The sequence below is a fragment of the Glutamicibacter sp. AOP5-A2-18 genome, assembly GCF_052446055.1.
Lineage (GTDB): Bacteria > Actinomycetota > Actinomycetes > Actinomycetales > Micrococcaceae > Glutamicibacter.
Genome location: NZ_JBQSVW010000001.1, coordinates 3538098 through 3557478, shown reverse-complemented (window position 1 = coordinate 3557478; position 19381 = coordinate 3538098). Strand labels below are relative to the sequence as shown.

22 protein-coding genes and 1 riboswitch are annotated in these 19381 nt (G+C 54.6%); of the genes, 9 read left to right on the top strand and 13 right to left on the bottom strand.

All coding sequences use genetic code 11. The features are described 5' to 3' along the window. Positions 1–3: 3 nt before the first annotated feature. On the bottom strand, positions 4–765 hold the full coding sequence (locus ACT3RW_RS17020; protein ID WP_444614568.1) for a hypothetical protein: 762 nt from the start codon (positions 763–765) through the stop codon (positions 4–6). A 43-nt stretch (positions 766–808) separates the two neighbouring features. On the opposite strand from ACT3RW_RS17020, the gene ACT3RW_RS17015 reads away from it, so the two are divergent. Continuing rightward, positions 809–973 carry a hypothetical protein gene (locus ACT3RW_RS17015; protein ID WP_165477326.1) on the top strand — a complete coding sequence of 55 codons (165 nt, stop codon included), beginning with the start codon at positions 809–811 and terminating at the stop codon, positions 971–973. Positions 974–1051: 78 nt separating this feature from the next. Here ACT3RW_RS17015 and ACT3RW_RS17010 read toward each other — a convergent pair whose 3' ends face one another. From ACT3RW_RS17010 to ACT3RW_RS17000, 3 genes are read right to left on the bottom strand one after another with little or no spacing between them, the layout of a single operon-like run. Next, complete coding sequence (locus ACT3RW_RS17010; RefSeq protein WP_131089611.1) at positions 1052–1636, bottom strand: dihydrofolate reductase family protein; 585 nt, start codon at positions 1634–1636, stop codon at positions 1052–1054. A gap of 45 nt (positions 1637–1681) precedes the next feature. Next, positions 1682–2098, bottom strand: coding sequence for a PaaI family thioesterase (locus tag ACT3RW_RS17005; protein ID WP_262198942.1), 417 nt, complete (start codon positions 2096–2098; stop codon positions 1682–1684). Positions 2099–2115: 17 nt separating this feature from the next. Then, positions 2116–3723: an AMP-binding protein gene (locus ACT3RW_RS17000; protein ID WP_444614567.1), complete on the bottom strand. Its 1608-nt coding sequence runs from the start codon at positions 3721–3723 to the stop codon at positions 2116–2118. Between the two features lie 342 nt (positions 3724–4065). After that, positions 4066–4183: riboswitch (SAM riboswitch) on the top strand. A gap of 96 nt (positions 4184–4279) precedes the next feature. Between ACT3RW_RS17000 and ACT3RW_RS16995 the strand changes: the two genes are divergently transcribed. The 4 genes from ACT3RW_RS16995 (at position 4280) to ACT3RW_RS16980 (ending at position 8977) form a co-directional block, all read left to right on the top strand. Beyond that, positions 4280–4780 carry a flavin reductase family protein gene (locus ACT3RW_RS16995; RefSeq protein ID WP_131089608.1) on the top strand — a complete coding sequence of 167 codons (501 nt, stop codon included), beginning with the start codon at positions 4280–4282 and terminating at the stop codon, positions 4778–4780. 650 nt (positions 4781–5430) lie between these two features. Beyond that, on the top strand, positions 5431–6786 hold the full coding sequence (gene dnaB / locus ACT3RW_RS16990) for a replicative DNA helicase (RefSeq protein ID WP_131089607.1): 1356 nt from the start codon (positions 5431–5433) through the stop codon (positions 6784–6786). Positions 6787–6824: 38 nt separating this feature from the next. Beyond that, complete coding sequence (locus ACT3RW_RS16985; RefSeq protein WP_131089606.1) at positions 6825–7568, top strand: ZIP family metal transporter; 744 nt, start codon at positions 6825–6827, stop codon at positions 7566–7568. A gap of 23 nt (positions 7569–7591) precedes the next feature. After that, the gene (locus ACT3RW_RS16980; RefSeq protein ID WP_131089605.1) at positions 7592–8977 is read left to right on the top strand and encodes an MFS transporter; all 1386 of its coding nucleotides are present in this window, start codon (positions 7592–7594) and stop codon (positions 8975–8977) included. Here the strand turns inward: ACT3RW_RS16980 and ACT3RW_RS16975 are convergent. Together ACT3RW_RS16975 and ACT3RW_RS16970 are read right to left on the bottom strand one after the other, a co-directional pair. Continuing rightward, the gene (locus ACT3RW_RS16975; protein WP_444614566.1) at positions 8974–9306 is read right to left on the bottom strand and encodes a GNAT family N-acetyltransferase; all 333 of its coding nucleotides are present in this window, start codon (positions 9304–9306) and stop codon (positions 8974–8976) included. The two genes, ACT3RW_RS16980 and ACT3RW_RS16975, sit on opposite strands and share 4 nt — an antisense overlap. Positions 9307–9323: 17 nt before the next feature. Further along, complete coding sequence (locus ACT3RW_RS16970; protein WP_262198950.1) at positions 9324–10325, bottom strand: pirin family protein; 1002 nt, start codon at positions 10323–10325, stop codon at positions 9324–9326. On the opposite strand from ACT3RW_RS16970, the gene ACT3RW_RS16965 reads away from it, so the two are divergent. The 4 genes from ACT3RW_RS16965 to ACT3RW_RS16950 all read left to right on the top strand — a co-directional run bounded on the left by ACT3RW_RS16965 (position 10324) and on the right by ACT3RW_RS16950 (position 13287). After that, complete coding sequence (locus tag ACT3RW_RS16965) at positions 10324–10893, top strand: MarR family transcriptional regulator (RefSeq protein ID WP_165477325.1); 570 nt, start codon at positions 10324–10326, stop codon at positions 10891–10893. The two genes, ACT3RW_RS16970 and ACT3RW_RS16965, sit on opposite strands and share 2 nt — an antisense overlap. 86 nt (positions 10894–10979) lie before the next feature. After that, on the top strand, positions 10980–11237 hold the full coding sequence (locus tag ACT3RW_RS16960; protein WP_131089601.1) for a hypothetical protein: 258 nt from the start codon (positions 10980–10982) through the stop codon (positions 11235–11237). Positions 11238–11342: 105 nt separating this feature from the next. Further along, positions 11343–12569, top strand: a complete 1227-nt coding sequence (locus ACT3RW_RS16955; RefSeq protein ID WP_444614565.1) for a sensor histidine kinase — start codon at positions 11343–11345, stop codon at positions 12567–12569. A 46-nt stretch (positions 12570–12615) separates the two neighbouring features. Beyond that, complete coding sequence (locus tag ACT3RW_RS16950; RefSeq protein WP_131089599.1) at positions 12616–13287, top strand: response regulator; 672 nt, start codon at positions 12616–12618, stop codon at positions 13285–13287. 22 nt (positions 13288–13309) lie between these two features. On the opposite strand, the gene ACT3RW_RS16945 is transcribed toward ACT3RW_RS16950, so the two are convergent. The 7 genes from ACT3RW_RS16945 to lxmK all read right to left on the bottom strand — a co-directional run bounded on the left by ACT3RW_RS16945 (position 13310) and on the right by lxmK (position 19350). Beyond that, on the bottom strand, positions 13310–14227 hold the full coding sequence (locus tag ACT3RW_RS16945) for a hypothetical protein (RefSeq protein WP_131089598.1): 918 nt from the start codon (positions 14225–14227) through the stop codon (positions 13310–13312). Further along, on the bottom strand, positions 14224–15477 hold the full coding sequence (locus tag ACT3RW_RS16940; RefSeq protein WP_444614564.1) for a M16 family metallopeptidase: 1254 nt from the start codon (positions 15475–15477) through the stop codon (positions 14224–14226). The genes ACT3RW_RS16945 and ACT3RW_RS16940 overlap by 4 nt, the downstream gene beginning before the upstream one ends. Then, complete coding sequence (locus ACT3RW_RS16935) at positions 15474–16187, bottom strand: hypothetical protein (protein ID WP_444614563.1); 714 nt, start codon at positions 16185–16187, stop codon at positions 15474–15476. Before ACT3RW_RS16935 ends, ACT3RW_RS16940 begins: the two co-directional genes overlap by 4 nt. 160 nt (positions 16188–16347) lie before the next feature. Then, positions 16348–16980, bottom strand: coding sequence for a flavoprotein (locus ACT3RW_RS16930; RefSeq protein ID WP_131089595.1), 633 nt, complete (start codon positions 16978–16980; stop codon positions 16348–16350). A gap of 93 nt (positions 16981–17073) precedes the next feature. Beyond that, positions 17074–17229 (bottom strand): hypothetical protein, encoded by a 156-nt coding sequence (locus ACT3RW_RS16925; RefSeq protein WP_444614562.1) that lies wholly within the window; start codon positions 17227–17229, stop codon positions 17074–17076. Positions 17230–17299: 70 nt separating this feature from the next. Further along, a complete protein-coding gene (locus ACT3RW_RS16920) occupies positions 17300–18250 on the bottom strand; it encodes a T3SS effector HopA1 family protein (RefSeq protein ID WP_444614561.1) in 951 nt (316 codons plus the stop codon). A gap of 2 nt (positions 18251–18252) precedes the next feature. Next, a complete protein-coding gene (lxmK, locus tag ACT3RW_RS16915) occupies positions 18253–19350 on the bottom strand; it encodes a class V lanthionine synthetase subunit LxmK (protein ID WP_131089593.1) in 1098 nt (365 codons plus the stop codon). Positions 19351–19381 lie beyond the last annotated feature (31 nt).

The following is a 19381-nucleotide window of genomic DNA, read 5'->3' as shown; positions in this document are numbered from 1 at the left end:
GTCTTACTTTCCCTGACGGACAAAGACCTCATGGGTTTGATTGTTGTACAGCCGATCCTTCTGTAGCTGCGACGTAGTTACCGAAGGATTGGCCGGATCCTGGATCTTGACTCCTGATGAATAGATCATGCCTAGCGGCGCATCAAAGTAGCTCAGCACCGTGAAGCCATTATTTGTTGAGAAGGATAGGGTCTGCGCGTCTTCGCCTTTTCTGGTGACATTTGGATAGTCGATAGTCAGACAGTCTTTTGTTGTGGACTTCCCCTTGCCGTCCAGCAGACACCAAGTCCCGTTGACCGTTGCAGTCTTCAACGTGCCATTTTGTGGGACTGCCAGATCCTGAATTGAACTGGCCGCTAACTTCTTACCGTTCCATTTCAGTGTTGCTTTGTTTTTTCCTGAGGCAGCCGCCGCGGCTTCCATCGGTAGCAGAGCTTGATCGATCACCACCAGCTGACCGTTGGCGTATTTTAGTGAGCTCGGTAGGGTGCGAGCGCCACCATTAACGTCACCCATTTGGAAGGGCTGGCCCAGCGGGGCGATGCCCTTGGCCGTGTTTTGGAACAGCTGGATATGGGTAGGCCAAGCAACACCACCCTTGTCGCAGTAAAAGGTCGCCGCCAGTTCTTTAACCCCATCACCGGTCAGGTCACCTGCCACCACTAACTTTTCAGAAACGAGCGATGGTGGGGTGGCGTTGGGATATTCGGAGTGCTCTTCCTTCAGGACACCGCCGACCAATTTCCCGGCCGGAAACTCGCACATTGACGGGATGCTGGCGCCCAGAACCATATTTGGTGTGAGGTCCTTGAGCGCTGTGGGAGACGGGGATGAACGGGGTGAAGAGGCAGAGGCTGAGGCGGACGAAGAAGTCGTCAGGGATGATGTGGAACTCTGGGCCGTTGATTCAGAAGCCGAGCAGCCCGTCAGCGACAAGGCTGCAATGACCGCGATAACTGTTGGGAATCTTTGATGCACTCTCAATGTCAGTCTCACCTTCAAATATTCAAACATGCAGAATGAATGGTTATTACCTAGAGCTCTGAAAAGCTCAGAGAGTTACGTGTTGAGTTGGCCGATAGGTCAATTCTTGGATACTGCCATCTAAAAGTCGCGAATCAATGAGTTCTAGATCGTAGTCTTCGCCGACATCCAGCACAGGGGAGTCTCCGTGAGCTCCGGTGAGTACCGGGAAAATGGTTATTTGAATAAAGTCCACCAGACCGGCGGCGAGCAGGGAGCGGTTCATCGCCAAGCTACCGTGAGATCGCAGGGGCAACGCTGAGGTGGCCTTTAATTGCCTGACCACCTCCACGGCATCGGCCCGCTCCAAGGTGGCCTGTGGCCACTTCAGTGGGTCGCTAAGCGTTGTGGAGATGACCGTGGCGGGTTGCTCATGCATGGCAACGCCCCAAGGATCTTCAACTTCAGGATTCTGTTCAATCTCCTGCCAAAACTGGGAGAACAAACGAAAAGTATTCGCCCCAAAAACCATGTGGCACTCCTGGCCGTAGAGCTCAAGGCGTCGAGCAAGTAGCTCCGGTCCTTGTTTGCCCCAGTATCCTCCCCAGTCGCCACCGGCACTGCCGAAACCATCAAGACTACTGAACACATCAAAGGTATAGGTGGCACTCATAATGAGCCTCCCGAGGCTGATCCGCTAGATGCCATCAGATTACGCTCAAGATTTGGGCAAATCTACGTTCTGGGTGCGCAATTGTCCGCGCGAAAGTACTTTGCCCGTAGCCGTATCGGTAATAACAACGTCCCAGAGCTGCTGAGTTTTGCTTTGGAAAAGGGCCTTGGCCTCGACCTGCACATGTGCTCCGGTGGAGGGGCGGAGGAAGTCGGTGGCGTTATGAACACCAACGGCAAACTGCTGGCGCTCGGCCACCGCGTAACTGGCTCCCACACTGCCAGCGCTTTCAACCATGGTGGCGTAAATGCCTCCGTGGACCACTCCCCAAGGTGTGTGGTGGTCTTCGTTCAGCTCCGCGTGCCCACGGACAAGTGTGGCTGAGACTTCATCAAAGATAAGACCGACACTATCGGTGAACCGGCTGGTCTTATCGGGGATTGGTTGGTTGGTGGAACTCATAGCTGACTCCAAAACATTTAGTTCTTATTAAGCTGTTCAAGCGCTTGGGCTCGTAGTACGTTCTTTTGCACTTTACCCGTTGAAGTACGCGGCAAATCCTGCGGGAAAACGATGGTGCGCGGAACTTTGTAGCCAGCAAGTTTCTGCTTGGCGAAATCGATCAGATCTTGCGCGCTCAAGGTGGAGTCGCTGGCTCGGATCACGTAGGCCACGGGACGTTCGCCCCACTTCTCATCGGCGATGCCAACAACGGCCAGATCCAGTACCTCGGGGTGGGAAGCCAAAGCTTGTTCCACTTCGATGGTTGAGATGTTTTCGCCACCGGAAATGATGATGTCTTTGGCCCTGTCGCGCACCTGAATGTAGCCGTCGGGATGCATGACGCCTAAGTCGCCGGTGTGGAACCATCCGCCGGCAAAGGCCTGTGCGGTTGCTTCTTCGTCTCGGTAATAGCCGATCATGACATTGTTACCGCGCAAGACGATTTCGCCCATAGTCTGGGCATCGGCAGGAACGTCGAACATGTTCTCATCAACAATGCGTGCCGACTCCGCGGTGATCATTCCGACGCCTTGGCGGGCTAGCTTGGCCACGCGTTCGGCCGGCTCTAGCTGATCCCATTCTTCTTGGTATTCGCAGACTGTGTAGGGGCCATACACTTCGGTCAGCCCATAGACGTGAACGACTTCGATGCCCAGTTTCTGCAACTTGGAAATGATGGCCGGGGACGGTGGAGCTCCAGCGGTGGTGATGCGCAGCGGAGCCTGAAGTTGGTGCGCCCGAGTCGAGTCGGCGATGATCGAGCAAACAGTCGGGGCACCGCACAGGTGAGTAGTTCCGAGGTTCTCGATGGCATCCCACACTGCATCTTCACGCACTCCACGCAGGCATAGATGGGTGCCACCAACTGCGGTCACTGCCCAAGGTGTACACCAGCCGTTACAGTGAAACATCGGTAGCGTCCAGAGGTATCGGGTCGCTGAGCTAAGGCCCTGATGGTGCGCTTCACCCAGAGAGTTTAGGTAGCTGCCGCGGTGCGAGTAGAGCACACCCTTGGGCTTTCCCGTGGTCCCCGAGGTGTAGTTCAAGGCGATGGCAGAGCACTCGTCCGCGATCGCATAGGGCAGTTTCTCGTCGCTGGTGGTAGACAGCAATTGCTCCAAGGTTCCATCAACTTCCACGTTCGGGCGTGGGGAGGTGAACTGGTCGTCGGTGATCTCAATCAGTGCCTGCAGGCCGGGGTTTTCGCCTCGCAGGGTTTTGGTGTTCTCCAATAATTCGGTATCGGCCAGGAGGAGCTTCGCTCCCGAATGGTCGATGATGTACTGCAGCTCGTGGGCGGAGAGTCGCGTGTTCAGAGCGATGAGCACACCCCCAGCTAGCGGCACGGCGTAGTGAGCCATCAACATCTCAGGAGTATTTGGTGCCAAGACCGCTACTCGGTCACCGGGTTCGATGCGCTCGGCTAGTACTTGAGCAAAACGGTGCACCCGAGTTTCGAATTCTTTGTAGGTATAACTACGAGTCCCATGAATGATGGCGGTCTTGCTGGGGTAGGCCTCGGCCGAGCGTTCAAGGAAACGCAACGGGGTTAGTTCTGAATGGTTGGCCTGAATTTCTACCATGGAGGCATCCTTCACTCATCATCTCTGGCAACGGCGGCAGGCAATGAATGGTGTGACGCATAACACTGCATCTTTTATCGTGGCATGAACCTGAACGCCAGAGAAAGGAACCCGGTTTCATTACGGTGGGCGGCCCCAGAAAAGCGTTGAAGTGGCCTTGGTGACCGAGCTGGGCAGGATGTCACCGATAAGCGGATTGCGTTATGGATCACACATCTTCTGAATAATTGACTGCCAGACACCTCGATGTAGGCCTATGCGTCGAATGAATCATTGAATATTGCGATTTACGAAGTGATTTGTTTGACGATACTTCGTCATGACCCATATCGTTTTAAACAGAATCAAGAGCATCAGCTATAAGCCCTGGCTTGCTGATCGGCAACCCTCTCTACGGTAGTGGGGTGCTCCAGGTGAGGATTCGGTTTCGCGCTAAATGGTGTTGAAACAAGTACCGCGCACTGCGTGAATGATCAGTGAGAAGTGGATTCGGGGACGCCGAACCGTTTGCTCGGGTCTCTTCAGCGCCGTGGGCAAGACCAGAAGGAATCGAGCCATGTCATTGAATCGTGAACTTGACCCGCTGACGCTCCGCAAGGTTTTCGCTCAGCACCCCTCAGGCATCGCAGCTCTTTGCGCCGAGATTGACGGTGTAAAAACCGGAATTATCGCTTCGTCGTTCACCGTTGGTGTTTCGTTGGAACCTGCGCTGGTGATGTTTGCAGTACAGAAAACTTCTAACACCTGGCCCAAATTACGCGAAGCTGGCCACATTGGCGTCTCAGTGCTCAGCGACCGCAATGGGGGAGTGTGCGCGCAGCTCGCCTCAAAGACCGGTGACCGCTTCCGTGGTGTAGACACTGCCGTCACTGATCGTGGCGCGCTGTTTATCGAGGAATCCACATTGTGGCTGGAGACTTCCATCTACAACGAAGTTGAAGCTGGAGATCACTGGGTCGTCTTCTTGGAAGTGCACGGGCACCACGCCTCCGAACATTCGCCACAGATCTTCCATGATTCACGATTTCATTCAATCCCAGTTCCTGAACTCGTCTAAAACTTCAGCTAGCTAGTTGCTCAAACGCTCCGGACGGAACACACGGTGTTCCACCCGGAGCGTTTTTGCGTGACGGCAGCATTTTGATGATGTGGTGAGTTATCCACGGGGACAAAAGATGCCTTGGGGCAAAGAAATGTGGACGACGTCGTTTTTGAGGGTCAAGTGAACCGCTTAACCTACGGTGACTAAGGGTTTTAGGAGAATCTCACTATCCACAGGGTTATCCACACGCTTGTGGGTGATGTGTGTAGAACTCTGTGCATATCGCTAATAACCCCGAATTCCGGGTGTTTTTGGCTGTTGATAACTCTGCGAAGGGTGCCGCAAGCTTCAACAAAATATTTTTCTGTCCACAGCTGTGTAAACACAAACACCCAAGTCAAAACATATTACCGAATGGTAATAGTTATTAATCCACAGGGTTCTCCCCAGTTAGTGAACAGGGCAGTCCACAAGTCAGGCCATGTTATGCACAGGCGCTGTGGATAACGAGGTTTACGTGAGCAAATAACGGTCTTAGTGTTGACTTTGGGACAGAAATATCCACAGACGCTTTTTCAGTTGTCGGTATCGACTGACATGATGGAGCGTTGCCATCTGGCAAGGAAGTTTTTCCCAGCGGTTCAATAGGGATGGAAGTGGCTGTAATGAGTGCTGAGCCGGTTTACGAGGCACGGGAATCCGACGCGGGGCGCAAGCCGCCACAGGACATCGAGGCGGAAATGTCCGTGCTCGGTGGCATGATGCTCTCCAAGGACGCCATTGCAGACGTAGTTGAAGCACTGCGTGGCACCGATTTCTATCGTCCCGCTCACGAATCCATTTACGAAGCAATCATCGATCTTTATGGTCGAGGAGAACCAGCCGATGCGGTGACCGTTGCTGACTTACTGACCAAACGTGGAGAGATCTCACGTATTGGTGGAGCCGCATATCTGCACAACCTCATCCAGCAAGTCCCAACCGCTGCGAACGCTGGATACTACGCAGAAATCGTACGAGAACGCGCAGTACTTCGTCGTTTGGTGGACGCCGGTACCCGCATTGTTCAGATGGGTTACTCGCCAGACGGTGAAGTTGATGCCATCGTCAACGAAGCTCAGGCTGAGGTCTACAAGGTTGCCGAAAACCGCAGCAGTGAAGACTACGTACGCCTTTCGGACATTATCGAAGGCACCGTTGACGAAATCGAAAACGCAGCCAACGCAGGCGACGGCATCACCGGCGTACCTACCGGTTTCTACGAATTTGATGAGCTGACCCAGGGCCTCAAGGGTGGTCAGATGATCATCATCGCGGCCCGTCCCGCCGTCGGTAAGTCGACCTTCGCACTGGACTTCGCACGCTCTGCAGCCATCAAGAACAATATGGCTACCGTCTTCTTCTCCTTGGAAATGGGCCGCAACGAGATCGCGATGCGCCTGCTTTCGGCAGAAGCCTCCATCCAGCTTCAGGACCTGCGAAAGGGTTCGGTGGAAGACTCGCAGTGGACCAAGATTGCAACCACCATGGGTCGCTTGAACGAAGCTCCACTATTCATCGATGATTCGCCGAATATGTCCATGATGGAAATCCGTGCCAAGTGCCGTCGACTCAAGCAGCGCAACGAGCTGCGTATGATTGTTCTTGACTACCTGCAGCTGATGAGCTCGGGTAAGCGCGTTGAATCCCGTCAGCAGGAAGTCTCGGAGTTCTCGCGTAACCTGAAGTTGCTGGCCAAAGAACTCGACGTTCCACTGATTGCACTGTCTCAGCTGAACCGTGGTTCCGAACAGCGAACCGACAAGAAGCCAATGATTTCCGATCTTCGTGAATCGGGCTCGATTGAGCAGGACGCCGACATGGTTATCTTGCTGCATCGTGATGATGTTTACGACAAGGAAAACCGTCCGGGTGAAGCTGACGTGATCATCGCTAAGCACCGTGCGGGTCCAACTAAGACCATCACCGTAGCCTTCCAGGGTCACTACTCACGCTTTAATAACATGTCCTCAGAGGGCTAGTTCCAGCCAGATTCGATTTGCTGGCTATAGTGAGTTCCATGATTGCTTCTTTGCAGGCTCTGCTGTGGGGTACGGTGGCCGGCTCGGCACTTTTGCTGGGTTCCGGTGCGGCCTGGTGGTTCAAGATCCCAAAAGTTTGGGTCTGCGCGATCATGGCTTTCGGCGCCGGAGTATTGGTTAGTGCGCTGAGTTTTGAGTTGGTGTTAGAAGCCTTCGAAACCGGTGGCCTGCTAGCTACCATCGCTGGCGTGCTGGTAGGTGCCGGACTATATTTCTTAGCCAATCGATTACTGGATTGGCGTACGAAAAAGCGTCAAGTGAAGTCAGGTAAAGGCAGCCAAGGGGAATCGTCAGGCACCGCCCTGGCCGTTGGTGCACTGATTGACGGTATCCCGGAGTCGGTGGCCCTGGGCCTAACTGTGGTTACCAGTGCGAGCATCAACCCAGCCATGCTTATCGCCATCTTCATCTCGAATGTTCCCGAAGGTCTGGCCAGCACAGCTCAAATGAAAGACGCCGGGCGCCAAGGCAAAACGATTGCCGCGCTATGGGGATCCATCGCAATTTCCTGTGGGCTGGCTGCCTTCTTTGGCGCACTTGTTATGCAATCCATGCCTGGGCAGGCTCTGGCTTTCGCTACAGCAGTGGCCGCTGGTGGCATCCTGACCATGATTGCCGACACGATGATCCCCGAAGCCTATTCCGTTGAGCATGACTACACCGGGTTGTTGGTTACCGCCGGTTTCCTCTCGGCCTTTGCCTTGCACGTGCTAGGCGGCTAACCACAAGCTGGCAAGATTGGACTATGCCTTCAAACCGTAGTTCCCGCCTGTCTGGACCCACTACAGAATCGATCTACGCACCGCAGTATCTTGCCACCACCATCGGCATGTTTATTCTGGTGTTCCTTGTTGCCTTTGAGTCCATGGCGGTTACCACCGTCATGCCGTTGGTCAGCGAACTACTGCACGGGCAACGCTATTTTGCGTTAGCCTTTGCCGCTCCGATTGCCAGTGGCATGCTGGGCATGGTCGCAGCTGGCGAGATTACCGACCGCTGGGGGCCAAAGTTTCCTCTGCTGATCAGTGTCACGATCTTCTGTGTGGGCTTGGTAGTCTGTGGTTCGGCCGCGAACATGCAGGTGCTTATTACAGGTCGCATCCTGCAGGGCATCGGTGGTGGCGCCATTACCGTAGCCATTTACGTGCTGATTGCACGCGCCTATCCCGGACACTTGCACTCTAAAATCTTTGCGTTGTTTGCTACCGCCTGGGTACTGCCGGCGATGATCGGTCCATGGTTGGCAGGTCTGATGGCGGTGCACCTGGGCTGGCGCTGGGTCTTTACTGGTGTCGCCGTTTTGGTGGTCGTAGCGTTCTGCGGGATCATTCCGGTGCTCAGAGCCCTGGGGTCTGAACGCAACGAAGACCTCGGCCCGATCTCGATGAAGCGCCTCGGGTTGGCAGGTCTCACCGGTCTAGCGGTGATCTCCATGAACCTGTTAGGAAATTCGCGCAGTAGCTGGTCACTGATCGGACTAGCGTTAGCCCTGGTGGTGGCACTTGTGGCCATTCGCCCGTTGTTGCCCGTCGGTACCTTCACCTTGCGGCGCGGTCTGCCAGCCACCATCATGACCCGGATCTTTGTCACCGGTGCCTTCTTTGGTGTGGAGGTTTATCTCCCCTACCTGTTGCGACAGGACTACCAGCTTGCCCCGGATAAAGCGGGGCTGATTTTGACGGCTTCGGCCTTGTTCTGGTCGGTAGGTTCGTGGTTGCAAGGCAAGCTGGGGGAGAAGGTCCAAGCCTCAACCTGCATTACCCTCGGGGCAGTGGCGGGCGCTGTGGCCATAGCCACTGCCCTAGCCACCGCAATCTTCCACCCGCCGGTGATCGTGTTGGTGTGCGGTTGGGCCGTGGGAGGTTTTGGTATGGGGATGATTTTCCCGCGGCAAAACGTCAATATGTTGGCACTGTCAGCCAAGGACGAGCAAGGGTTTAACTCCTCGGCGATGTCAGTGGCAGACTCCCTTGGCAATGCCGGTGCCACGGCGATTGGCGGCGTGATCTTTGCGATGGCAGCTATCGGCACGGGATTCATCTCGGTCTTCAGCTTTAGTTTGCTCCTGATCCTGATCTTGATCATTATTTCTGGGCGCACCAAGGGGACTGCCACCACGGTTGACTACTAATCGCGCGGCAAGATTCCCAGGTGGGCTTTTGTAGGCTCAACCAGATGCGCGTCGTAGTCGCTGTGCTTGGCCACATAAGCCTTGACGTAGGGGCAGACCGCTACGATCTTAGCGCCACTGGCAATTGTGTTCTCCAAAGCGTATTTCACCATCACGCTAGCTAGTCCCTGTCCACCGTATTCTTCATCCACGGTGGTGTGGAAGAAGATTCGCTCAACGCCGTCGGATCCTTCAAAGTCGCGGTAGTGCGCCTCGTCGATCAGCTTGCCGTCATCATCCAGGGCGAAGCGGCGACGCTCGGGCAGGAATACTGGCTTGATCTCACTCATGGGTGGTGTCCTTTGATTTAGGCAGGGTTTACCCGCGGGCGCAGGCGAACGGTAGGTAGGGCTGGGGCCGGTAGTGCTGCTGGAGTATTCGGCGGGAAGGGGCCAAAGCGGTCCTCTGAGGTGTCTGCTGGTTCTGCGCCAATTTCTGCTTGCCACTGAGCACGGAATGCGAGGACTTCCTCGTGGGTGCGTCCCACGAAGTTCCACCACATCAAGATGTCTTCATTCAACGGCTCCCCGCCGATGAGCAAGGCTAATACCGGTTCATCGCCTGAAACCAGACGCAAGGTTTTACAACCGGCCCGGACAAAGCCGAGGTCACGCGCGGCCAATGGGTGCCCGTTGACCTGCAAGGAACCCGAGTCTAAAAGAATTCCGTGCTCAAAATGCTCCGGGACCAGAACCTCGATTTCGGTGTTCGGCTCCAAACGTAGTTCGGCGCCGCCCAGCTCGGTGTGAGTTGTTACCGGGGAGGCCGAGTGCTGTCCGAAAATTTCGTAGCTGCCCAGGAAGACTGACAGGCTCCAGCCTTGACCGAGCAATGGCTCAGGCCGGTAGTTCTCAAAAGTAGGGTCCATGTTCCTGGCCTGTTCCGGCAAGGCAACCCATAACTGAGTACCGTGCAGGGTGGCGGTGTCCTCGGTGAGAATTTCGGAGTGGCTGATGCCGCGCCCGGCGGTCATCAGGTTGAGTTCTCCGGGACGTACCGTTGCCTTAAAACCAGCTGAATCTAGATGGTTGATTTCACCGGTGAACAACCACGAGACTGTTTGAAGTCCGGTGTGCGGATGGCGAGGTACGTTCATTCCACCGGTAACTTGGACATCATCTGGACCGTAGTGGTCCAGAAAGCACCAGGCTCCGATGAGGCTACGCTGTTTTTGCGGCAGGGTGCGGAAGACGGTCATTGCCCGAGGCCCACCCAGAGGGACTTCGCGAGGTGTCAAGATTTCAACTTCAGCAGGGGATAGGGCGTTGCTGCAGTCGATTTCTTCTGGGCTTTGATCGAGGTTGCTCATGAGCCAAGGTTATTCACTGCGAGGGGCTTTGGCCACAAGCAACCCGCGCTCCGGGCGGTACGATCGAATCACCGGTATTGCCCCAATTCAAGGAGTTTGCAACAACGTGGACAGCGCTATTCTTCCGGAAGATGATCTTCTCAAGCTGGAAAAGCAGGTGTGCTTCGGTTTGGCGGTCGCTTCTCGCTCGGTGATCTCTGCCTATAAGCCAGTGTTGGATCCGTTGGGCCTGACCCACCCTCAGTACCTGGTGATGCTGGCACTGTGGGATTCTGGAGCGCTCAGCGCCCGCGAACTGAGCGATCAATTGCACCTAGATCCGGGTACTCTTTCCCCTCTGGTCAAACGCTTGGAAGCTGCAGGGTTGGTAGACAAGACTAAAAATCCGCAGGATGAACGGTCGGTCATCATCGAGCCCACCAAAAAAGGCGCTGATTTGCGCAAAGAGGCGTTGAAAGTACCGCTAGAAATGATGTCTCGACTCCAATTATCCGAGAAGGATGTTCTTGAGTTGAGGGGCATCCTGGACCGCCTGATCGATGCTGGTGGTAGCGCGCCAAAAGCGTAGCCACGAATTTAGTTGGTGCACCAACTAATGCAGTATGCTTGGAAAAGAAGAACTAAATCCCACGGATACTGCAGAGGACTATGAGCATGGATGAATCTCCGTTGCCTATCATCGCCGATACCACTGGCTTGAGTATCGGTTACCGCGTTCTCTGGCGTCTGAAGTACTTGGGTTTGAGCATCTTTGGCCCGGCGGAACGCCGCATAGAAGCCAGCCCTCGCGAGCGCATCAAGTGGGATCGAGCCATGAGAGTTAAGGCTGCGCATGACGCTGCCGGAACCCAGCCCGATGAGCAGACGTTGTACACGGTCAGCCGTCTGGAATCACGCCGTCGGCCCCAGTAGATGGCAAGCTAGTCGATCATTACTCTGGCAGTCACGCATTCTGAGTCGGTCACGGAATTCACGACGATGCCAATAACCCGCATTGGCGATGGAACAATGTCAGATATGAGAAAGTGGACTGCCTGGACCGCCGATATTAAGCCGCTACCCGGAGGTGTCGTTGGTCGCCTGGTGCCGATTCTGCTGGCCCTCGTCATGTACGTGGGGGACGTTTGGGTAGGCTCCGGGGACTCTTTTGGAAAATATGGGACGCTGAAATTAGCGTTACCCTATTTGCCGCTCGCGGCATTATTTCTTGGCGCTCTACCTGGCGCTATTCTCTGGCTCGCGTGTATATGTGTAATCGCTGCGGTGGGTATGCCAGGCGTCCTCTTGGCGGGACTGGTGTTCCCCTCAGTAATTGTCGTTGCAGGATGTTGCTACCTTTTGCCGTGGCGTCAAGCAGTGCTTTTTCCCTTGTTGTGTGAGGCCGTCCTATTCTTCCTGTATTTGTTGGTTCCCAATGCTCCGTTGTTCGCGGTGGTCATGGTCGGAGTCTTTGTTGCCTTCGCTGGTGCCGCGGGGCTCAGCTTGAATGCGTTCCGCCGTCGTCACGAAAACAGCGCTAAACGCATTGAGGCTTTGGAGGTCGAGCAGGCAAAAATTCGAGCCAACGAACGAACCTTGCTTGCTCACGAGTTGCACGACATCGTTGCCCATGACGTCACTATTATCGCGATGCAGGCGCGTCGCACAGAGTTCGTGGACGACCAGAAAAAAACTTCAGAGATTCTGGCGGGAATCGGCAATTCTGCACAACAGACACTGCAGGATCTTCGGTCGCTAGTACTGCTGCTCAAGGAAGAAGATAAAGTATCTGACGCAGCTGGCGAGAGCGCGACAGTTGGTCCGAGTATTATCGATCCGGCAGAACTTTCTGGAGAAACTACGACAGCCGTGGGTCTGGTACATGATCTGGACGCGGTGGCAGATGCGCTTCAGAGTTCAGGATATGAAGTGAATCTCACGGTGCAGGGCGAAGTTGCCCGTATTCCAGCTAGTTTGCGACAGGCCCTCCGCCGAACCATTCGTGAGCTGGGCACCAACATTCTCAAACACGCGGTCCCCGCGAGCAGTGTGGAAGTGGGCCTATATGTTCGCGAAGGTAACGTTCAACTCGTAGCTACGAATAACATATCGGGCGAAAAGCCGATCATGTCTTCAAAAACTGGACTCGAGGCCATGCGTGCGCGTTGCGGGGTCTTCGGTGGGTTTGTGGAAGCGGGAGAGACTGAGGGAGTGTGGACAACCAGCGTCACAATTCCATTAGAAGGACTTTCTAAGGCAAACTAAGGGTGTAGCGCCGTGTTGTCATGGCGCCAGGTAAGAAGGAGAAGCCTTGAGCACCGTATTGCTCGTTGACGACGAAACTCTGACTCGCGAAATTTTGCGTGACTATCTTTCCTCGGATCCCACCATCCAGATCATTGGAGAAGCTGCTGACGGGAAAGCTGCGGTGCTTCAGGCCGCCGGGCTACGTCCGGACGTGATTCTCATGGACATGCAGATGCCGGTAATGGACGGGGTTGCCGCCACTGCGCAGATCCATCAAAACAATCCAGAAATCGCGATTCTTGGGCTTAGCACCTTTTCTACGGACCGTTACGTAGTGGACCTACTCCGTGCCGGAGCTAGTGGATATCTTGTCAAGGACGCTCAGCCCAAAGAGATCACCGAAGCAATTCACAAAGTAATGGCTGGCGAATCGGTGCTTTCCGCTGAGGTAACTCGCCACGTCGTTTCCGGGTTGGCAGACTCGATTCCAGCGCAGGTTGAACCTGATGCAAAATTATCTGAGGCCTTAACTGACAAAGAGCTTGAAGTCATCGTGTTGCTTGGTAAAGGGATGAGCAACAAGGAAATGGCTGAAGAGCTGTACGTTACCGAATCGACCGTGAAGGCGCGTTTCGTTAAGGTAATGGAAAAGCTCGGCGTTCGCGACCGCGTGCAAATTCTTGTTAAGTCTATGGAATATGGGCTGTTAGATATTAGAAGAGCGCCACGCGTCTAGTTAGTGCGTGCAATACATACCCTTAGCTTCGGCCGAGAACTTCCAATACGGGGCGTAGCAATTGATCCATTGCGTGATTCAAGTCTTCGCGCGTTACTCGATCAAGTTCTGACTGTGGGCTAGTGATCAATGACTGTCCCCAGTCCATAATCTGGTACAGATTCGCGGTTTGTGCTAGTTCTATCGGTGAGCGCCACGCGCGACTAAGGTTGGCCAGGCCGAAGTGCTTCAGGCGTTGCACCTCGGCGTCATCCATGGCGTTGAGCTGCACTGGCAGGGTCTGGACGATCCTTTCGAAAATCTGCAATCCGCCGCTCCCTCGGCAAATTCCTTGCCAAGTGATGGCAGCACGGCGTTGTATGAGACCTCGGGAAATTTGGACTGTAGCCCCGTTCCCTATGCTCGCCACCGAGCTCGGTAGCAATGCCGAAGCTCCTCCCGATAGTAGGCACAGTGCCAAGAAGCAGGCAGCCTCTCCGACCTGCTGGCTTGGGTCTTGGCCGGTAATCAGTGTCTGCTGGTAGCCCTGAACCATGTTTTGCTGCATTCGGCTCGGTAACGCCGCAGTTTCTGAGTCATTTCTTGGGAACAAATCGCTAGCAGTGGCAAGGAAATTTTCGGCATCAATGAAGGTTCCGACCACAGCAATCGTCGGCCCGGAGACCAGCTTGGAATCGAGACACGAGGATTCGTGAGCCATAGATCGCAACCAACGTTCGAGCTGTGACTGTTCAGCGGCAACAGTCAGAATTACTGACCCGTTGTCGCCAGAGAACTGGTGCCAGACCGGGATCAGCCGGTCAGTTTGGCCGAAACTCTGAGTCAACAACCTTCGAGTTTCCTGTTCATGTTGCGGATCAGTGCGCCAAGCTAGCGAGAGCACCGGAAAACTGGAGCGGTCATCGGAGATTGTTAATATTCTCTTGGTCAGGGTTCTCATGCAATTTCCTGGAGGGTTGGGGTCACATCGATGGTATGCCACGGCTGAGTAGCTAAACGCTGCGTTGAACCTAGTAGCAGTTTGCGTAATCTTGCTGTCTGTTCCAAAAGAAGCCTCAATCGATCAACAAGTTCATGGGCAAAGCTAGGTGATCCTCGAAGAAGCATGTCGCGAGCGGTAGTCCGTGTCAGCCGTTCATCATCATGCACGGATTTTTCAGCGGTAAACAGTGCCTTTTTTGCCGCAGATAGCAAAGTTGCGTCATCAACAGTGGCTAATGCTCGCAGCCTAAGCATTGGAGCTAGTTCGAGGCCCGTGTCATCTACGAGGATGAATAAGTCGTTTTCGGTTAAGTCGGCCGGACCGAAGATACCAAGGCTGGAATCCAATCCGGTTTGCATTGAAAGCAGTGAAGCGACAATCAAATCACCAAGGAACGATTCGTTGATCGTCTGCGCGTCCGCAGCGCTGGTAGCGGCGAGCAGTCGTCTAGCAGGAAGGCCGGGTACATGAACTTTTTGGTTCCTCGCCGAGCTTGGACGGGCCTCTATGAGGTGCGATGCCATAGTTTCTTGTGTGGTTTTCTCAACTGAGATTGAACCCATTTTTTCAGCGAGGATCTCCAACATGTCGGACGGTTCTTGCGGCCCGAAAGCCACCAAAACAGCGTGTTCAGGGCGGTAGTGTTTTGCGTGTAGGTTTTGCAGACGCTCGACAGAAACTCTAGAAAGTAGGGTTTTGTCGCCTGTGCCATCGTGGCCATGCGCGTGATCTTCCCAATACTGGCAAGTCAGGTGTGGGAACGGCAATACTTCACCAGGTACGGGAGCCAAACGCTGGGTCCGTTCGGTGCATACAGCTTGGATTTGTTCATTAATCTGCTCAGGTTGAAATGCTGGATGAAAAACCTGTTCAATCACCCGGGCAACCATGCCAGACAGATCAGAAGGTAATACCGTTTCGTAGAACTCGGTGTAGTCCATGTGAGTGTGTCCGCCCAAGACACCACCAATGCTGTTAAGTTCAGCTTCACGGTCGCTTGAGGTTATTGCCGCACTATCTTGGTAAATCAGATGCTCAAGTAAGTGAAGCATTCCTTCTTCACCCGGTAGTTCGTGCCGCATCCCTGAGGCAATGGCAAGAACGAATGTACTGTTTCGCGCTGCTGGGTTTTGAATGGCGATTGCGCGGGCACCCTGATCAAGTGTCATGCTGCGCATTTGGGGTGCTTTCAAGGGGGTCGAGTTCATGAGATTTCCTGATCAGTTCCTAGCGGGTTAGATATGTAATTCGTTGCTAATCGCAAAAGCAATGTGGCCTGTTCAATCGATGCTCCGGCATAGTGGTGCCAATCAAAGGCATGGTGAACCAGTCGGAAGGCACGCGCCAAGTTCAGATCATTCAAGTTGGGCACATCGGGAAAGCAGTCGAGAAGACCTTCCTCTAACTGGTTCAACACAGGGCCTAACAAAGGGTGAAATGCCCTGAGCTCGGCAATTTCGCCCAGAATCCAGCCGAAATCATAGACTGGGTTCGCGACGCCTGTATCTTCGCCGGTGAGCAGACTTCCCGATCGTGCATCGGCAGTCAGGACCCAGTGAGCCATTCCAGGGCAACCGTGTACGAGTACACGATGATGGCCCTCGCTCATTCGAATAGCCCAATCATTCATGCGGTTCAGTCCGGCGGTACCAAGAACGGTACGAGCTGGTTTCCAAGCGCCGTCGAGCCATGCGGCAGCGCGTTGCAAGGTGCGAGGCTTGGTGAAAGCTACTTTGGAATCAGGACGAACATTGTGTATCTCGTTGAGTGCAGCGCCCCAGAGTTTCCCAATAACTCGCAACTTGACCGGTTTTGGGTCCAAAAGATGAATCGCAAGGGATGCGCCGGCATGGGTTCGGTAACTGCGATCCGAGCTGTCGCCTTGTCCCCATATGACCAATTCTGAATCGTGAGTCATGTTCGTTAGCCCTGACGGCACAAGGGTGGAAAAACTGAGCGGGCATGTGCGCCCAGGCGATGTTGCCATGAATAGACGCCGTCATGACTGGTTACTTCGGTAGCCAGTAACCCTGTTTGCACCCTGAATCCTGCGGCCGGAGTGAAATTGGCTGTCGTCATTAGCGATCCGTTGTCGAACCGATAGTTCCAGCAACTCGCAACGATTCGAGACGACGCATAACTGCTGGAAAAGGTGGAGGTACCCACGCCAGCGCGCTATCACTAGATTCGCTGGGGCCAGGTACCGGATCGATGACCACGAAGTTCTTTGGGGTGCGCAAGGCATCCAAGATATTTGTTACCAGCGGATTGGACAGCGCGCGGGGTGGCAACGAGGGAGCGATGCATACCGGTGCACTTGTACTGAGCGCAGCGAGTAATGATGGGGAATCGGTAATTCCGCTGGCGAGGCGCGATGCATAGTCCAAAGTTGCGGGATAGATCAGCATGAGATCTGCCCATTCAGCTAGCTCCACATGTGCCGCGATCACCTCGTCTTCCCAATGATCGGAATGTACACGAGCGCGCAAACGCGTTTCCAAACTGTGTCGAGTGATGAAGCGGCTCGCGGAGTCTCGCATGATGATTCTGAACTGCGTGTGGGGTGCTGCGGCCAGAATCCAATCGAGCCAGAATGGCATGACTTGGGTCGCAGCAGAACCTGTCAGAACCAGCGCAACTTTACGATAGCCGAAGCCGTCCAACGAAAGATCCAATGCCTGAGCCGGCGTGGTGCTGTGCGCTGTTGTCATGGTGTTCCTCTGGGGTAGCTGTGGAATGATGCGGCGGAGCGAACGGCCGTTGCCGGCCAAGCACCCCGCCGCAGTCACTGATTGAGGTGAGGCTTAGCAACCCACGGTCAGGGTTGCGCCGATCAAGACGCCTGCGCAGAATGGGGTGGTTGCTGGTGCTTCTGCGGCTGCGTCGGCACCTAGTTCGCTTGGTGCGGCGTAGATGGTGTGCGCTTGGGCTAGGTCGGTGAGTGCGTTGGTGTTACTCATGATGTTGCTCCTTAGTGATGCGCCAAAGAAACGGCATTTGTTGTGATGGGTGTGTGGTCAGCGGGTAAATTTACAGGTTAGTAGACGGCCGGTTAGGGTCAATCCGGGCCTCAGCCGCTTCTTGAATCCACGCCTGAGATAGACCGATCTTTTCGCGGTCAGCACGGAAAAGTGCGTCGGCTAGAACCCGAGAGCGATGTTGCCCGAAGCTCAGGGATCGGTGGGACGGACGTTGATCGATACTCTCTTCGGCCAGGGTGATTCCCTTACCAAGCGGTTGAGTGAATATCGAAGAGCTATTTGGAGTGCTCGACAGGTCTTTCATGGCCCGACCAAGCAGGTCCGCAATTTTTGCAGCGTGCACTGCCGGTACATAGGCAACGATCGCGTCACTGCGAGGGTAAGCCAATGAGGATGACAGCGCCTTGAGGTGGTATCCAATTCCCGAAGCTGCAAGCGTTAGAAGTAACTCGGGAAAGAGCTCTAAGGCTTGAGCATGGGTTTCACAACCAAAATAGAGCCGAGCTGTATCGATGGAAGGCCCAGGGGAAAGCTCACCGAGAACCAGCAAATATCCTGGTGTGGTTCGGGCACGCCAGCTGGGCAGACGTACGGCCAACGTTTCCTTCACAGGGTCCCTACGTACGTCGGACTGTGGTACTAGAACCTTGACACCGCCGAGCTTCACGATGACGTGGGATTCTCCATTTACTGAAGCCGAGCTTTCGAATCCACAGTCCGCTACCTGCCAAATACTTCGGTGTGGAACCAGGGCGGTGAACTGCGCGGCTAAATCTTGTTCTCCGGTTGTAGGCTGGGTATCTATAAGGGGATTGCGGATGTGCAGATGCTTATAAATCTGGGCGCTCAGTTCGTTTTTGAGCTCCCCCGGACTTGATGCGTCAAAATGATGCCCATCGATCCTTGCCGTCATTTTCACCAGGTCCAACTGAACGGATTCTGAGATGGCCGCCAAGATGTCAGTGAAATTAGTTTCAGTTGCCGTAAGTAGGGCGTCCATTCTCAGTCCTTTCCGAAACCTAGTGCGTGGCTATATCGTGCGGGGTCTAAAAGGGCTCTACGGCCGATGCCTGCCGCTGCCCGTTCAATTCCGGGGAGCCTAGAAACCATGGCTGCCCTAGCCATTGAACGATCCACCAAGTGCCAGCCAAGCCGCGCGGTGACGCGCAATGCCAGTTGCGAGTCATCGGTGCTGGAATTAAGCCGATAGTGGTGCCACAGCTCCTGTAGCTGCGGAACGACTGCAGCTAGCCGGTGAGATATCAGGGTTGTCGCGCTGTTTTCGTCAAAGTATTCGGGTGGAGAATCGGCTCCGCCACGAGAGGTGACCGTGTCGAGCACCGCGCGATAGATCCATTCCCCGGCCAGTGTTCCTATGTCTCGTGCCGGGTCTCCCAGGCAGAAGTCTTCCCAATCCAACAGATTCAGTTGTGAATCGTTCACATGAAACTGGTCCCACCGCAGATCACCGTGAATCGGTGATTTGCGGTTTGTCTCCTCAGCATCATGAAGGGCTTCGAGCGCTTGAAGGAGTTCGCCGTCCTGTTGCAAAGTTGGGTACAGGCTGAGTTCTGCCAACGTGAAATCCAAGTACCTGGTATGTGTGACACCGAAGCGCAACGTCTGCACCGGGAGCGTACTGCCCGCTGGATCCAGTCCGTCAGTGGGGCCTGAATGTAATCGTGCCAATAACCTGCCGGAATCTGCCGCGAAACTCACGGGCAAAGCATCCTGGACGATCAGATGAGCCAGGCTAGTTCCGGGACAGTAGTCGAACAGCAACAGGCCAGTTGATTCATCCCCCGCTAACAATTTAGGGGTGCTAGGCGCATGCTGTGGATTGTTTCTAGCAAAGAACGAAAAATTCATTGATCGGGCAAACGCCTGCGGTGATGTCGCAGATGCATTGAACTTCTTGACGAATATCTGACTTCCGTCTGTTAATTCCATGATCCAGCTGCCATTACGACCGGCAAATTGTGTTGCCGAGACTGTGCGGATCGGTGCCCGACCAAGACCATCTAGTAGAGGTTGGGCCTGCTGCGCTGCCGTGGTGCCAGCTTGGGTCGCCGGAAGTGAAGGATTGAGAATGACGGTCATGGCGATGCGCTTTCAGGCTATGAGGTTTGGA